This window comes from Streptomyces sp. NBC_01314 (assembly GCF_041435215.1).
GTDB lineage: Bacteria > Actinomycetota > Actinomycetes > Streptomycetales > Streptomycetaceae > Streptomyces.
Genome location: NZ_CP108394.1, coordinates 10,453,162 through 10,469,183, shown reverse-complemented (window position 1 = coordinate 10,469,183; position 16,022 = coordinate 10,453,162). Strand labels below are relative to the sequence as shown.

General features: G+C 72.3%; 10 protein-coding genes. 6 read left to right on the top strand and 4 right to left on the bottom strand.

Features of this window, described 5'->3' with window-relative positions:
* Nucleotides 1–59: 59 nt before the first annotated feature.
* Complete coding sequence (locus OG622_RS46055; RefSeq protein WP_371584428.1) at nt 60–1,223, bottom strand: MFS transporter; 1,164 nt, start codon at nt 1,221–1,223, stop codon at nt 60–62.
* Between the two features lie 283 nt (nt 1,224–1,506).
* Here OG622_RS46055 and OG622_RS46050 point away from each other — a divergent pair, with 283 nt between their 5' ends.
* From OG622_RS46050 to OG622_RS46030, 5 genes are read left to right on the top strand one after another with little or no spacing between them, the layout of a single operon-like run.
* A complete protein-coding gene (locus OG622_RS46050) occupies nt 1,507–3,192 on the top strand; it encodes an NAD(P)H-dependent oxidoreductase subunit E (RefSeq protein WP_371583058.1) in 1,686 nt (561 codons plus the stop codon).
* Nucleotides 3,189–5,882 (top strand): formate dehydrogenase subunit alpha, encoded by a 2,694-nt coding sequence (fdhF, locus tag OG622_RS46045; RefSeq protein WP_371583056.1) that lies wholly within the window; start codon nt 3,189–3,191, stop codon nt 5,880–5,882. Before OG622_RS46050 ends, fdhF begins: the two co-directional genes overlap by 4 nt.
* Nucleotides 5,883–5,904: 22 nt before the next feature.
* Nucleotides 5,905–8,748 (top strand): cation-translocating P-type ATPase, encoded by a 2,844-nt coding sequence (locus tag OG622_RS46040; RefSeq protein ID WP_371583054.1) that lies wholly within the window; start codon nt 5,905–5,907, stop codon nt 8,746–8,748.
* Entirely contained in the window at nt 8,745–9,404 is a 660-nt protein-coding gene (locus OG622_RS46035; protein ID WP_371583053.1) for a TrkA family potassium uptake protein, read from the top strand. Before OG622_RS46040 ends, OG622_RS46035 begins: the two co-directional genes overlap by 4 nt.
* The gene (locus OG622_RS46030) at nt 9,401–10,057 is read left to right on the top strand and encodes a TrkA family potassium uptake protein (RefSeq protein WP_371583051.1); all 657 of its coding nucleotides are present in this window, start codon (nt 9,401–9,403) and stop codon (nt 10,055–10,057) included. Before OG622_RS46035 ends, OG622_RS46030 begins: the two co-directional genes overlap by 4 nt.
* An 11-nt stretch (nt 10,058–10,068) precedes the next feature.
* Here OG622_RS46030 and OG622_RS46025 read toward each other — a convergent pair whose 3' ends face one another.
* From OG622_RS46025 to OG622_RS46015, 3 genes are all read right to left on the bottom strand, one after another.
* Nucleotides 10,069–10,488: a CBS domain-containing protein gene (locus OG622_RS46025; protein WP_371583049.1), complete on the bottom strand. Its 420-nt coding sequence runs from the start codon at nt 10,486–10,488 to the stop codon at nt 10,069–10,071.
* A 119-nt stretch (nt 10,489–10,607) separates the two neighbouring features.
* The gene (locus OG622_RS46020) at nt 10,608–13,190 is read right to left on the bottom strand and encodes a cation-translocating P-type ATPase (protein WP_371583048.1); all 2,583 of its coding nucleotides are present in this window, start codon (nt 13,188–13,190) and stop codon (nt 10,608–10,610) included.
* A 445-nt stretch (nt 13,191–13,635) separates the two neighbouring features.
* The gene (locus OG622_RS46015; protein WP_371583047.1) at nt 13,636–14,514 is read right to left on the bottom strand and encodes a potassium channel family protein; all 879 of its coding nucleotides are present in this window, start codon (nt 14,512–14,514) and stop codon (nt 13,636–13,638) included.
* A gap of 602 nt (nt 14,515–15,116) precedes the next feature.
* Here OG622_RS46015 and OG622_RS46010 point away from each other — a divergent pair.
* Entirely contained in the window at nt 15,117–15,998 is an 882-nt protein-coding gene (locus OG622_RS46010) for a universal stress protein (RefSeq protein ID WP_371583045.1), read from the top strand.
* The last annotated feature ends 24 nt before the right edge of the window (nt 15,999–16,022 follow it).

Sequence of the window (16,022 nt, the reverse complement as noted above, 5' to 3'; positions counted from 1 at the left end):
CTTCGTCGCAGTCAGCGAACCGGCCTCCACGGCTCGGTGCCGGCGGCCGTGGTGACGGCCTACTCCGATGGCAACGCTTTCCGGGCTTGGCGCCGGACGGCAGTGGCGGTGAAAACCGCGGTGGCGCTCGCGGTGGCCGCCAGCAGCACGTATCCCCAGGTGTAGTCGTCCGCGGCTCCGTAGACGGCGCCCATGACCAGGGGCGGGAAGAAGCCGCCCAGTCCTCCGGCGGCGCCCACGACACCGGTGACCGAGCCGACCCGCTCCGGGGGCACGAGGCGTGCGACGAGAGCGAACACGGCTCCTGATCCCGCCCCAAGGGCGGCCGCCATGCCCAGAAAGGCGAGCGTTCCGATCGGGATCAGCGGAAGTTCGAAGGAAGCGAGGAGCGCGAGAGCGCCCACGGCCGTGTAGGCGGTGATGAGTACGGGCACGGGGTGCGCCCGGTCGGACAGCCATCCGCCGACCGGACGCATGGCGACGGCGAGAACGACGAAGCCCGCCGTACGCAGTGCGGCGTCGGACCGTCCGAGACCGTAGGCGTTGGTGAGGTACGTGGGCAGGTAGACGCTGAAGGCGACGAATCCGCCGAAGGCCACGGCGTAGAGGAAGGCCAGTTGATCGGTGGCGGGCATCCGCAGGGCTGCCGTGGTGCGTGCGAGCAGGGATCCGGCCGGTACGGCCCGGTCGGGTTTGTCGCGCAGGAGGAGGCGTGCCACCACGGCGTATACGGCCAGGAGGCCGGCGACCACGTCGAAGGGGAACGAGAACGCGACGGCGTCCGCCAGCTGCACCGTGGTGAAGGACGAGAGAGCGGTGCCTCCGGTGCCGATACCGAAGATCCCCAGCGCCAGTCCGCGCCGCTCAGGCGGGTACCAGGCGTTGACGAACGGCACACCGACGGCGAACGTCGTGCCGCCCAGGCCGAGAATGAGGCCGCCCACCAGCACCTCGGGCAAGGAATCTGCCAGGTGTCCGAGATAGAGCACGGGCAGGACGGTGAGAGCGGCGACGAGAGGGAACATCCGGCGTGCGCCGACCCGGTCGGTGAGCGCGCCCACGGGGATCCTGCCGAGCGCGCCGACGATCACGGGTACCGCCACGACGAGGGATTGCTGGAAGGAAGTCAGGTCCAGGTCCTCCCGGAGGGTCGGGCCGAGCGGTGCCAGCAGTGCCCACGCCCAGAAGCAGAGCATGAATCCGGCCGTTGCCAGAACGAGCATCCGCGTCGGCTGCGTGGGTGTCACCGCTCCACCGCTCCACGAGTCCGCGGCGATGACGTGCGATTCAAGGCAGTTCCTCCTTGGCAGATGCGGGGGCCCAGTTCTACGACTCGCTCACGATGCTGGTGTGTACCCGTCCACCCGGCCGTCCGTGACGCGCCCACCACCGCGGGTGATCACACGATTCGTCCATGCCCGCGCCCGGAACAGCCCTGCCGCTGCAGCCGCCCCCACTCGCCGATGCCGGGATGCGGCCCCGACTGGCTGCCGCCACGATGAGGGCATGGTTCCCGTAGGTCCTGCGGACCGTTTCGACGCATTTCGAGCCCTGGCCGACCGGCGTGGGCGGCCGGGAGACCTGCTGACCGAGTCGCTGGCCGAGGCCAGGGCGGGAACGACGGAAGATCCCGAGGTCTGGGCTCCCTCTGTCGCCACCGACATCGGCCTGCCCGCCGCCGCCGCGCTCGGCCCGGCCGAGTACTACGCGGATCTCGCCGCCCCGCACGGTCGCCGTCACGTCCGGGTGTGTGCGGCGACGGCGTGCTTCGCCGCCCGGGGCGGACGGCATCTCGCCGACGTGGAGGACGGACTGGGCGTCGCCGTGGGCACGGCCTCACCGGACGGCGGGACGTCGGTGCAGGCGGTGCGCTGTCTGGGGTACTGCTACGCGGGTCCCGCGGCGCTCGACGGCGACACGCCCTGCACCGGCCCGACGCTGGCCGGTCAGCTGGCGGGGCGCGAGCGTCCACAGGCGCCGGAGATCCCGGCGGCCGACGACACCGGCGATCCCGTTCTGCTGGGAGGCACGGTGGCCGGGGAACCTGCTTGGCAGGTGTGGCCACGGACGGTGACGAGGGGGACTCCTGACGAGGTCCTGCTGGAAGTGGCCGCATCCGGGCTGCGCGGGCGTGGCGGCGCCGGTTTCCGGGTCGCGGCGAAGTGGGAGGCGGTCGGCAGGGCGCCCGGCACCGTGGTCGTGGTCAACGGAGACGAGGGAGATCCCGGCTCGTACGCCGACCGGCTGCTCATGGAGGCCGATCCGCAGCGGGTGCTGGAGGGACTGGCACTGGCCTGCTTCGCGTGCGGGGCACGACGGGGGGTGGTGCTCGTGCGCTCGGAGTACCCGCGCGCACTGTCGCGGATGCGGGAGGCGGTCGGGCAGGCGTACACGGACGGGCACTTCGGTATGTCCGTACACGGCACGGCCACTGCGCTGGACGTCGAGGTGGTGGAGGGCGCCGGATCGTATGTCGCGGGTGAGGAGACCGCGCTGATCGCGAGCCTGGAGGGAGGCCGGGGCTGCGCACGGCCGCGCCCGCCCTACCCGACCCGGCACGGGCTGTGGGACGCGCCGACGGTGGTGAACAACGTCGAGACCCTGGCAGCCGTCCCGTGGATCGTCTCCCGGGGCGGCGAAGCCTACGCCCGACGCGGGGTTCTCGACGAAACCGGGACGAAGCTGGTCTGCCTGTCGGAGCGGTTCGCCCGGCCGGGCGCGTACGAGGTCGAGCTCGGCACGCCGGTGAGCCGGATCGTCACCGAACTGGGCGGCGGGCTGAAGGACGGCGCCGAGTTGGCCGTGCTCCAGGTAGGCGGGCCGCTGGGCGGCTTCCTCGCCCCCGACGCGCTGGATGTGCCATTGACCGCCGCCGACCTCGACGCCCGGGGCGCCGCCCTCGGCCACGCCGGTCTCGTCGCCTTCGACCAGCGCGTCGCTCCGGAGGATGTCATGCGGCACATCTGGGAGTTCGCCGCCGCGGAGAGCTGTGGCGCGTGCTCGCCCTGCCGCGTGGGCTCGCGCCGGGGCCTGGAACTGGCTGCCGCGGGCGCCCCGCCCGCAGAAGAGTGGCAACGGCTCTCACGCGTCCTGGCCGAGGCGAGCCTGTGCGCCTTCGGACGGCGGATCCCGCCTGCCGTGCGCAGCCTTGCCCGTGCCTACGGAGACCGACTGGCGGGATGGGCCGCATGACCGGCATCGAGACCGAGGTCGAGGTCGACGGCGCGGGCGTCGCCGTGCCCGAGGGAGCTTCCCTGCTCGCGGCGGTGCGGGCGGCCGGGATCGAGTTGCCCGCACTCTGTTCCGACGACCGGCTCAGCCCCGCCGGCTCCTGCCGGACGTGTCTCGTACGGGCCGACGGACGGATCGCGGCAGCCTGCGTGACCCCGGCCGCGGCCGGGGCCCGGATCGAGACGGCCACAGCCGATCTCCGTCAGCTGCGCCGGGACGCGGTGGAGCTCATCGCCTCCGCCCTCCCGTCCCGTGCACTCGCCGACGACAACCCCAGCGAGCTGGCGCAGGTCTGCCGGTCGATGGACATCGGCCCGGACACGGCCCAGGGCGTCGGCGGCCGGGGCCGCGACGAGTCCCACCCCTACGTGCATCTCGACCGGGACCTGTGCATCGCCTGCGGCCGGTGTGTCCGCATGTGCTCCGAGGTGCAGGGCACATTCGCCCTCACCCTGGTCGGCCGGGGCGCCGACACCGTCGTGGCCCCTGGCACCGGCGGCCTGTGGGCCGAGTCGGACTGCGTGGCCTGCGGCGGCTGCGTCGACACCTGCCCGACCGGCGCGATCACCGAGCCCGGTCCGGGGCGCGGCCTCACGTCCGGGACCCGTCAGGCGGCGGCCCGGACGCGCACCACCTGCGGCTACTGCGGCGTCGGGTGCGCCCTGGAGGTCGCCACCCGCGACGGCGAGGTCACCGCGGTTCTGCCCGCCCTGGACGGCCCGGTCAACCAGGGGCACGCCTGCGTCAAGGGGCGCTTCGCCCACGGATACCTCACCTCTCCCGAACGGATCACCCGACCGTTGCTCCGACGCGACGGCCACCTGGAGCCCGTCGGCTGGGACGAGGCGCTCGGCCATGTCGCCCGGGGGCTGCGCGCGGCCGTGGACGCCGGTGGCCCGGACTCCGTGGCGGCCATCTCCTCGGCCCGCGCCACCAACGAGGAGAACTACCTCGTCCAGAAGTTCATGCGCGTCGTCATCGGCACCAACAACGTCGACAACTGCTCCCGTCTGTGCCACTCCCCCTCAGCCGCCGGCCTGACCGCCTCCTTCGGTCTCTCCGGCGGCACCGACAGCTTCGACGACGTCGAGCGGGCCGACTGTCTGCTGGTGGTCGGGGCGAACCCGGTCGAAGCCCATCCCGTGGTCGGAGCGCGGCTGCTGAGTCGGGTGCTGCACGGGGCCAAGCTGGTCGTCGCCGACCCCCGCGCCGTCGGCCTCGCCCTGCACGCCGACGTCCATCTGCGCCCCCGCCCGGGCACCAACGTGGCGCTCTTCCACGGGCTCGCCCACGTCCTGCTCGCCGAAGGACTGGCGGACGAGGAGTTTCTGCGAGAGCGGGCCACCGGTCTGCCGGAACTCACCGCTCTGCTGGACGACTATCCACCCGACCAGGTCTCCGGCATCACCGGCGTACCCGCCGCGGACCTGGTCGCCGCCGCCCGGCTGTACGGCCGCGCCCGACGGCCCGCGATCGTCTACGGCCTGGGCGTCACCGAACACCTCCACGGCACGGACGGGGTGCGCTCGCTGGCCAACCTGGCGATCCTGCGCGGGGCCGTGGGCACCGACCGCGGGCACGGGGTCAACCCGCTGCGCGGCCAGAACAACGTCCAGGGCGCCTCCGACATGGGCGCGCTGCCCGACCTCCTGCCCGGCTACGGGAAGGTGACCGATCCGGACGCGCGGTCGCGGGCCGAGGCGGTGTGGGGCGTCCCGGTTCCGCAGCGGCCCGGCCTGCGCATCCCGGACATGTTCGCCGCCGCGCGGGCCGGGGATCTGCGGGCGCTGTGGGTTATCGGCGAGGATGTCTGCGCCACCGACCCCGACGCGAACCGGGTGGCCCAGGCCCTGGACGCGTGCCCGCTCGTCGTCTGCAACGAGCTGTTCCTGTCCGAGACGGCCCGCCACGCGGACGTCGTGCTGCCGGTCGCGTCCTGGCTGGAGAAGGACGGCACCTTCGTCAACTTCGACCGCCGGTTCCAGCGGGTCCGCCCCGCCGTGCCCCCGCCGGGAGAGGCACGCAGCGACTTCGACGTCGTACGGGCCCTCGCCGCGATGATGGGAGCCGACCTGGGCTGTGCCGCCCCGGCCGACGCGCTGGCCGAGTGCGGACGGGTCGCGCCCGTCTTCGCCGGTCTCTCCCACAACCGGCTGGACCGGGAGGGCGCCGTGCCGTGGCCCTGCCCGGACCCCGACCGTCCGGGGGAGGCCAAGCTGTACGTGGAGCGGTTCGCCACACCGGACGGGCGGGCCCGCCTTGCCGCGGCCCCCTATCTCCCGCCCGGTGAACAGCCCGACGACGACTATCCGCTGGTCCTGGTCACCGGGCGGCGCTGGGCCCACTACAACTCCGGCAGCATGACCAGACACGGCGCCAACCTCGTACTCGATCCGGTCGACTTCCTCGACCTCCACCCCGCCGACGCCGTCCGGTTCGATGTGCGGGACGGTGCGCCGGTCGCCGTGGAGAGCCGGCACGGGCGGGCCCGGCTCATCGCCCGGGTCGGCGAACAGACGGCGCCCGGTCAGGTCTTCTGCTCCTTCCACTTCCCCGCGAGCGGAGTGAACCGCCTGACCTCCGACCACGCGGACACCGTCACGTCATGCCCCGAGTACAAGGTCACCGCGGTACGTGTGGCCGCGCCGTGACCGCGTCCCGGCGAGGTGGCCGATGGGTACCGGAACTCCCGTACTGACGCCCGGTGACGGGGACCGCGCGCCGACGGATGCCAGCGGCAGTCCTGGTCCCGCCGTGCAGACCGTGTCGGCCGGGGACGTCTTCGCCACGCTGGGCACCTCGCCACGGGGACTGCCCTTCGCGGAAGTGGCGGCACGGCGGGACCGTTTCGGGCCCAACGAGCTGCCGCGCGCCGGACGCGGGGGGTGGTGGCGAGACCTCGTCGGGCAGTTCACCGACCTCTTCGCGGTGATGCTGCTCGTCGCGTCGGCGATCACGTTCCTGGCGTACGGGCTCCAGGAGCCCCGTGACGTGGGCACCCTGCAGCTGGCCGTGGCGATCGCGGGTGTGGTGGTGCTGAACGCCGCCATCGGCTTCGCGCAGGAGTACTCGGCCGAGCGGACGGCGGAGTCGCTGCAGGCGATGGTGCCGCACACCTGCCGGGTGCTGCGCGACGGGGAGCGGCAGGAGCTGCCCGCGCGTGACCTGGTGCCCGGGGACGTTGTGGTCCTGGAGGCGGGGGACGCGGTGTCGGCGGACTGCCGACTGGTCGAGGCGCACGAGGTCTCGGTGAACAACGCGGCGCTGACGGGGGAGAGCGACGCCGTGGGGCGGACCGGTGAACCGGTGGCGGGCGGGCCGGTGCTTCATGCCCGCAACTGTGTGTTCATGGGTACCGACGTCGTTGCGGGCTCCGCGAAGGCCGTGGTGTTCGCCACCGGGGTGGCGACGGAGTTCGGACGTGTCTTCCGGCTCGCTGCGGCGGCGCCGCGGCAGAAGACCCCGCTGCAGCGCCAGGTCGCCTTGATGGCCCGTCGGGTGGCGGGGGCGGCGCTGGCGATCGGGGCGGCCCTGTTCGCGGTGCGCCTTCCCACCGGGCAGCCGCTCGTGGAGACCTTCGTGTTCGCCCTCGGGGTGATGGTCGCCCTCGTACCCGAAGGACTGCCGGCGACGCTGTCGGTGTCGCTTGCGATCGGGGTTCGGCGCATGGCCCGTCGGCACGCGCTGGTCAAGCAGTTGCTGGCGGTGGAGGCACTCGGCTCCACCACTGTCGTGTGCACGGACAAGACCGGGACGCTCACCCAGGCCGAGATGACCGTCGTCCACGTGTGGGCCGGTGGAGAGCTCCATGCCGTGTCCGGGGTGGGGTACGCGCCGGTCGGCGAAGTGGCCGATCCCGGGCCGGTGCGCGAGCTGCTCCGGGCGGCGGGGCTGTGCTCCAATGCCCGGCTGGTCCCTCTCCGGGTCGGCGCCGGGAGGCGCTCCCGTTCGGACCGCGAGGGCCGGCGGGTGCTCGGCGACACCACCGAGGGGGCGTTGCTCGTCGCCGCGGAGAAGGCCGGCCTGGATCTGGCCGCCGAGGAAGCCGCGGCGCCCCGTGTGACGGAGTATCCCTTCGACTCGTCCCGCAAGCTGATGAGCACCGTGCACAGGACACCCGACGGGTACCGCGCCTACGTGAAAGGCGCACCTCAGGAGCTCCTCGCCCGCTGCACCGCCATCGACTGGAGAGGTGAGCGTCAGCCGCTGACCGGCGCACTTCGCGCGGCGGTGACCGACGCCAACGACCGACTGGCCTCCCAAGGGCTGCGCGTGCTGGCGGCGGCATCGCGGCCGCGGGCCGACTCCCGCCCCACCCAGGACGAGGTCGAGTCAAAACTCACGCTTCTGGGCCTGGTCGGCATGCTCGACCCGCCGCGGCCGGAAGTCAGCGACGCCGTCGACGCCTGTCGGCGGGCCGGGATCCGCATCGTCATGGTCACCGGGGATCACCCCCTGACCGCGGAGGCGGTCGCCCGCCGCGTCGGCATCGTGCGGCAGCCCGCGCCCGCCGTCGTGACCGGCACCCGGCTGGACGCGCTCGACGACGACGGCCTCGACACCCTGCTCGCGGACTCTGGCGAGCTTTTGCTGTGCCGGGTCAGCCCCGAGCACAAGATGCGGGTGGTGACCGCGCTGCGGCGGCGCGGTGAGGTCGTCGCGGTCACCGGTGACGGCGCCAACGACGCGCCTGCCCTCAAGCACGCGGACATCGGCGTCGCGATGGGCGCCTCCGGCACCGACGTCGCCCGCGAAGCCGCGGTCATGGTGCTGCTGGACGACTCGTTCGCCTCCATCACCGCGGCCGTGCGGCTCGGCCGGTCCGTCTACCAGAACATCCGCAAGTTCCTCATCTACCTCTTCAGCCACAACATCGCCGAGCTGGTGCCCATCCTGGCCGCGACCTTCGCCGGGTTTCCCCTGGTGCCGATCACCGCTGTCCAGATCCTCGCGATCGACCTCGGCTCCGACGTCCTGCCCGCTCTCGCGCTCGGCGCCGAGCCGCCGGAACCCGATGTGATGGACCGTCGACCGCGCTCCCGGCGCGAACGGCTCTTCTCCGCCGCCGTGATGGGTCGCGTCCTGTTCCTGGGCGGCATCCAGGCCCTCGGCGTGACCGCCGTGTTCTTCTGGCACATCCACGCATCCGGAATCCCGTACTCCGACTTCACCGAGGACGACATCGTCTACCGGGAGGCGATCACCATGGTCCAGGCAGGCATCGTTGTCAGCCAGTTCTTCAACGCACTGGCGGTGCGCACCGACCGGGAGAGCGTGTTCCGGATCGGGCTGCTGTCCAACCCGTTGCTGCTCGCCGCCGGCTGCTTCGGTATCGCCCTGATGGCGGCCATCAGTTACCTGCCCCCGTTGCAGGCGGTCTTCAACACCGCGCCGCTGGACGCCGTCGACTGGGCGGTCCTCGTGGGGCTCGGAGCAGCGCTGCTGGCCGCCGAGGAAATCCGCAAGGCGTGGCTGCGCCGCCGCCGACAGCCGAGTGCGAAGGGAGAAGCGGGATGAGAGTGATCATCGCGGGCTGCGGGCGGGTGGGATCCACGCTCGCCGTCCAGCTCGTCGCCGAGGGCCACGACGTACGGCTCATCGACCGCCTGCCCAGGACCCGCAGCCGGTTGCCCGCCGGCTTTCCCGGCCGGTTCCACGAAGGCAACGGGTACAGCCGCGCCGTCCTCGAGGCCGCCGGAATCGAGCACGCGGACGCGTTCGTCGCCGTCACCTCGGGCGACAACAGCAACATCGTCAGCGCGCGGACCGCCAAGGAGACCTACCGGGTCCCGATCGTCCTCGCCCGTATCTACGACCCCCGCCGTGCCGACATCTACCGCGAACTCGGCATCCCCACGATCGCCAGCGTCCGCTGGACGGTGCACCAGATCCACCAGATGCTGCTGCACCGCCACCTCACTCCGGAGCTCACCTTCGGCAACGGCGAAACCCTGCTGGTCCGGTCGGAACTCCCCGCCTACCTCACCGGGCGGCGGCTGACCGAGTTCGACGTCGACGGTGAGATCCGCGTCGTGGAGGTCACCCGCGCCGGGCGCTCGCTCGTGCCCGCACACAGCACACCCGCCGAACCAGGCGACCTGGTCACCTTCGCCGTCGCCGCCACCGCACTCAGCCGCCTGCGCGGCTTCCTGGACAAGGAGCTGGGGACATGAGGGCCCTCATCGCCGGCGCCGGGCGCCTGGGCACCCAGATCGCCCAGGTCCTCGCCGCCGCCCGCAACGACGTCACCCTCGTCGACATCGACGAGGACCGCATCGCCGAACTCGAAGGCCGCCTTCCCGTACGCCTCGTCGCCGGGGACGCCTGCGAGCCCACGTTCCTCGAACACGCGGGTGCGCTCACCGCAGACCTCGTCATCGTGGCCACCGGAAACGACGAGGACAACCTCGTCATCAGCCTCCTCGCCAAGCGGCAGTTCACCGTCCCCCGCGTCGCGGCACGCGTCAACGACACGGAGAACACCTGGCTGTTCGACCAGAACTGGGGCGTCGACACGGCGGTCCCCGCCGCCACTCCCCTCATCTCCCTCATCGAGGAAGCCACTGGTGCCACGGACACCGTGGCGCTCCTGCGCCTGAGCAGAGCGGGCGTCGACGTGATCGAAACCGCCATCACACCGCGGTCCCGCGCCGCGGGCCGCACTCTCGCCGAGATCGTCCTCCCCGCCGGCAGCGTCATCGCGACGGTCATCCGCGAGGGCCAGCCCACCGTCCCCGCCCCCGAGATGCGGCTCCGGCCCGGCGACGAACTCCTCGTCGTCTCCCACGCCGCCACCCAACAGGAGATCCACGCCGCCTTCGAGTGACGGCTGAAGGGTCAGCCGGCCGCGCAGACAGCCTCGACGAAGTGGCCCACCTGCTCCTCGGGCAGGCGGCGCGCGAGGTCGGCCTCACTGATCATGCCCACCAGACGATGGTTCTCGATGACCGGCAGCCGTCGGATCCTGTGCTCCTCCATGGCCCGCAGGACCTGGTCCGTGCCGGCCTCGGCGTCGATCGTGATCGGCTTGCCCTGCTCCAGCATGCCCGCCGTCATGGTCTTCGGGTCCTTGCCCTTGGCGAGACACTTCACCACGATGTCGCGGTCGGTGATGATCCCGTGGAGCCGGTCGTCCTCCCCGCAGATCGGGAGGGCTCCGACGTTCAGCTCGCTCATCCGGCGTGCGGCAATCTCCAGCGTCTCGCTCTCCAGGACACAGGTGCAACCTGCATGCATGATCTCCCGTGCAGTGGTCATGACCATCTCCTTCGAGCCTCACGATCCACGACGAGGAGAGCCCGGGATGCCGGGCCCGCCCCGGTTGGTGCTTCTTCAGCCAGTGTGGATTCCTCGTTCCCCGTACGCATGCCGAGGCCTCAACGACCCCGCGCTCGTGCCGCGACCCTGCGCGGTGGCCGTTCCGGTCTCAGCCTCGCCTGCAGGCGCATGACGACATGGCCGAGGCCGGACAGCACACAGGCGACGGCGAAGTCGCCGGCCGACAGTGGCTCCGTACCCAGCAGGTCCTGCAACGGAGGCAGATAGACACCGGCTGCCTGGAGGCCCAGCGCCGCACCCACGGCGACCAGCAGGAACGGGTTGGCCAGAGTGCCGGGACGGGCCCGGGAGCCGAGGGCCACGCCGAGCTGGGTCGCGCCGAGGACGAGGAACATCATGGACTGCCACGGGCGGCCGGTCTCCCGTGCCCAGATTCCGGCCGCGAGGGTCACGGTGGCGAGGAAGGCGCCCATGAGCAGGATCCGTGGCCACAGCCCGGCGCCCAGCACGCTCTCCTCGGGAGGCCGCGGCGGATGGCGCATCGTTTCCGGGGCGACGGGCTCCGCGCCGAGGGCGACACCGGGCAGGCCGTGCGTGAGCAGGTTGATCCAGAGGATCTGCGCGGGGAGCAGCGGCAGCGGCATCCCCAGGAAGGGGCCCAGGAGCATGACCAGGATCTCCGCGGTGCCCCCGGCGAGCCCGTAGAGCAGGAACCGGCGCACGTTCGCGTAGACCCGGCGCCCTTCCTCGACGGCCGACACGATCGTCGCCGGATTGTCGTCGGCGAGCACGAGATCGGCCGCTTGGCGTGCCACCTCGGTGCCGCGCCGCCCCATGGCGACGCCGATGTCGGCCCGGCGCAGCGCCGGGCCGTCGTTGACGCCGTCCCCCGTCATCGCCACCACGTGGCCCGCACCGCGCCAGGCCTGGACGATGTCCAGTTTCTGCTCGGGAGTGGTCCGGGCGTAGACCCGTACGCCCGTCAGGTCGCCCGCCGTGCCTTCCCGGATCCGCTCGCCGGTGGTGACCTCCTCCTCCCGGGAGGCGATGCCCAGGCGCTCGGCCACGGCCCGTGCGGTCAGCGGGTGGTCGCCGGTGATGAGTACGGGGACGATCCCGGCCCGTTCGCAGGCGGCGATGGTCGTCTTCGACGCGCTTCGGGGCGGGTCGAGGATGCCGACGAGGCCGAGAAGGGACAGCTCCGATTCCCAGGTCCGCGGCGGTTCCGCCGATGGTTCACGGTCGGCCGAGGCGACGGCGAGTACCCGGTAGCCGGTGCGTGCCAGCTGCTCCGCCTGCGTCGCCGCCCGGGTGACCGTTTCCGGGTCATCGGCCAGAACCTCCGGCCGGAGCAACGATTCCGGCGCTCCTTTGCACGCGACGAGCAGTCCGCCCTTCGGCCGACGGTGCACGGTCGTCATGCGCTTGCGGCCGCTGTCGAAGGGGATCTCCTCCACGCGCGGCAGCTCCCGGTCCAGCGCCGACCGGTCCAGCCCGAGCCGGGCCCCTGCCACGAGCAGGGCGGCCTCCGTGGGGTCGCCCAGCGCGCGCCATTCCGTGGAGTTGTCCGACGGGGGCTCCAGCGCCGCGTCGTTGCACAGCAGCGCGACGCGCAGCAACGCCGCCAGGTCGGGCGCGTCGCCCGGGGTGACCGTCTCGCCGTCGCGGACGACAGCGCCCTCGGGTTGGTAGCCCGTACCCACGGCGGTGGCTTCTCCGTGGGGCGTCCACAGCCGTTCGGCGGCCATCCGGCCCTCGGTCAGGGTGCCGGTCTTGTCCGTGGCGATCACGGTCACGGAGCCCAGGGTCTCCACCGCGGGCAGTCTGCGGACGATGGCATGCCGGTCCGCCATCCTCCGCGCCCCCAGCGCGAGAGCGAGTGTCACGACGGCGGGGAGGGACTCCGGGACGGCTGCGACGGCGAGGCTGATCGCCGCGACGATCATCAGCTCCACCGGCTGCCCGCGCACCAGCCCGAGAGCCAGGACCAGCGCGCACAGCGCCATGATGACAACTGCGAGAACCCGCCCGAACCTCGCCAGCCGGTGCTGCAGCGGCGTCAGACCGGGCGCGGCGCCCATGAGGGAGGCGATCCGGCCGAGCGCGCTGTCGGCCCCGGTCGCGGTGACCAGGACTCCTCCGTGGCCTCGGACGATGACCGTGCCCGCCGATACCGCGCCACGCGCCGCGTCACCGTCAGGGGCTTTCTCCACCGGAACGGACTCGCCGGTCAGCGAGGACTCGTCCGCCAGCAGCAGGGCGGCGGCCTGCACCTCTCCGTCGGCCGGAACGATGTCGCCCTCGGCCAGGAGGACCAGATCACCGGGCACCACCTCGGCAGCCGGGACGGACCGTTCCTCGCCGTCCCGGACCACTCTGGCAGCGGGGGCACTCATGGCGGACAGGGCCATGACCGCCGCTTCCGCCCGTACCTCCTGCACAACGCCGACCACGGTGTTCACGGTGATCACGAGCAGGATCACGGCGGCATCGGAGAGATCGCCGGTGGCGATCGTCAGGGCGGCGGCCACGAGCAGTACCAGGATCAGCGGGTCGCGCAGCTGCTGCAGCACCCGCCGCCAGACCGGGGTCCGTGGCTCCTCCGGCAGCTCGTTGGGCCCGTGAACCTCCAGTCGCCGTGCGGCCTCTTCCGCTGACAGACCCGCCTCCGCGGGCGTCATGCTCCGGAGTTCGTCGATGTCCGCATCGGGCCTCCGGCTGCCCCTGCGCTGGTTCACAGGCTCGGCGGACCTGTCGGCCAGGAGTGCCCGGCTCCGATCCGCCCTTCCATCGTGCGCTTCTTCGGCTCGTGTGGGAGATGGTTCCGGAGCGTCTTCTCGACGAGGTGGAGCCACTGGTCGGTTCGTCGACCAGGACTGCCCGGACCGGCCCGTCCGCTCTGTGCCATCGACCGCTCCCGTCGTGTGTGGGGCCGGCGCCCCGGAGGGCAGGGCTCCGCTTCTCAGGGTGCCACCACATTGGTTGGCCACCGGTGACTGACGGAACGACACGCACACCTCCAGCGGACCGAGTCGGGCCCTCTGGCTTCGGACGAAGCGGGACCCCCTCGCCCTGGGGACGGGCCGCGCCAGTCCGTTCCGAGGGCGTCCGCCGGGGGCGCCGTGGTCAGGACCGCCTCAGGCCGCGCCCGTGGTCGGCCGCGTACGCGGCGAAGACTTGCGCCGGAGTACCGCCGGTGTGGAGGAAACGCTCGTCGAGGATGGCGGCCAGGTCTGCCAGCGCGGCGGCGAGCAGGTCGCCGGTCAGGCGCACCTCCGGCCGCCGGGCCGCTCGTCCGCGCCGGGCGAGGTCGGCGGCGTAGCCGATCGTGGCCGCCAGGGACGAGTGGTCCTCACCGTCGTGGAAGTAGTAGGCCTCGGCGTACTGCGTGAAGTCGATCCGGACCCTGGCCACCTCGGTGGCCAGGGTCTCCAGCAGTACGGCGCCCATCGTGCAGTCGAGCTGCTCGTCGGTCGGGGCCGAGCGTTGGAGAAGAGCCAGTCGGATCGCCAGGACTCTCCTGCGGGTCAGCGCCGGGTAGATCTCCAGCACCCAGGAGACCGAGGCTGTCAGGAGGGCGAAGCCGACCAGGGCTTCCAGCGGTGAGACCAGGCGAAGCCAGCCCTCGGCGGGCGAGATGTCCCCCAGCCCGAGGGTGGCGACCATGACGAGTGACAGGTAGACGGAGTCGAGCAGCGGCGGCTGCTCCGCCGCCCTGGAACCGGGTGCGACGGTGAACGACTCCGGCATGTGCGGCCAGTAGACGATGGCCCAGCCCAGGATGATCGTGCCGGCCCACAGACCGACCACCGCCACCATGGCGAGCGGCCCGACGAGCCCGACCACCCGCCCGCGCACACGAAGATGCCGGGCCAGTCTCCACAGCGCCGCCATGACGAGGCGGCTCAGACCGGCATGGCGGGTCGGGTGCCAGAGCGTATGGAACAGGTCGCGCAGGGCGGCCATGACCAGGGCGGCACCTGCCAGCGAGACCAACCACTCCATGCACGACTCCCCGTCGGCGCCGGGCTCGCGGTCGCCCCACGGTCCTGTTCCGCACAGAGACCCAGGCAACGAACGGCCCACTTCCGGCACTCGACCGGGTCTCGTTCGGGAGCCTAAGCGGAAGGCAGCCCCGCAGGGTGCCGAATCGCCGCACTCCCGGCCGCCGTGTCCTCACGGCCGCGTGGTGGTCCGCCGGGCCGGAGACCGGAGGGGCTCGGTGCGGCAGCAGGACCACTCGGCTGGATCCCGTCCCGCCGTACGAGCCGTTCCGTCGCCACCGGACTCAAGAACCGGAAAGGGCCCAGGCTGCCCGGGAGGACGGCCGCCGCGCCGGCCGTGCACATCGGCCGGCGGGCGACAAAGATGGAAGGTGGCACTTTCAAAACCCGGCTGTTCGCCCCCGTCAGGCTCACCCGCACGGCGAACCCCGCCGACGAACGACCGGCGGTCGCCCGGTCCGACCTGGCCGTCAAGGGGTGCCCCCGCCCGTGCGGACGTCGCCCCGATGACCCTCACCAAGGCCGCGGTCCCCTCCGTGACCGGTTCGCGAACGTCCTGCCCCCGGGTTGTCCGTCGGCAGGACAAGCATCAAGGAGGCGGTGATGACGTACGAGGAAGGCGGGATGCCGATCGTGGTCGGCCTCGACCCCGATCCGGGCAAACGCATGGCGTCGGCCTGGGCCGCCGACGAGGCGGCCCGGCGTCGCCTGCCCCTGTTGCTGGTCCACGCACAGGGTGCGCCGACCCCTGGCTTCCGGCCGACGGGCGGGCGGCCGTCCTGGGAGGAGTGGAACGAGACGCTGCACGTGGCGGGCGATCACGTGCTGAAGGAAGCGGTCGCCTTCGTCGAGGCCCGGCACCCGCAGGTACGGGTCTCCGGGCTGCTGGCGGAGGGTGCCCCGGCCTGGGTGCTGCGCGAGCAGGCGCTGCACGCCACGGAGGTCGTGCTCGGATCCCGGCATCTGAGCGCCGCCCAGGAGCTGTTCACCCCGTCCGCCGTCGCCCTGTCGCTCATTGCCCACAGCCCCTGCCCGGTGGTGGTCGTGCCGGAGCCGGAGCACATCACCCAACAGCCGCCGTTCTTCGTGGTCGGCGTGGACGGCAGCCCTCGTTCCGCGGCCGCCGTCGACTTCGCCTTCGAGGAGGCGGCCCTACGCGGAGCTCTCCTGCGGGCCCTGTACGTGTGGCACCCTCCCCGGCACGGACACCTCGACGAGGACGTGGCCGTCCAGGAATGCCGTCGACTGCTGTCGGAGACGGTGGCCGGGCGTACCGCCGCCTATCCGGACGTGGAACTGCGCCACGAGGTCGTGCGCGGCCACCCGGTGCGGGTTCTGGCCGAAGCATCCGAACACTCCCTGGGGCTGGTCGTGGGCACACGCGGGCACGGCGGCTTCACCGGCATGCTCCTGGGCTCGGTCAGCCAGGGCGTACTCCACCATGCCCGTTGCCCGGTCATCGTCGTTCCGCACCCGCACGAGTAGACCTCCGGACCGGTGGGGCGGCAG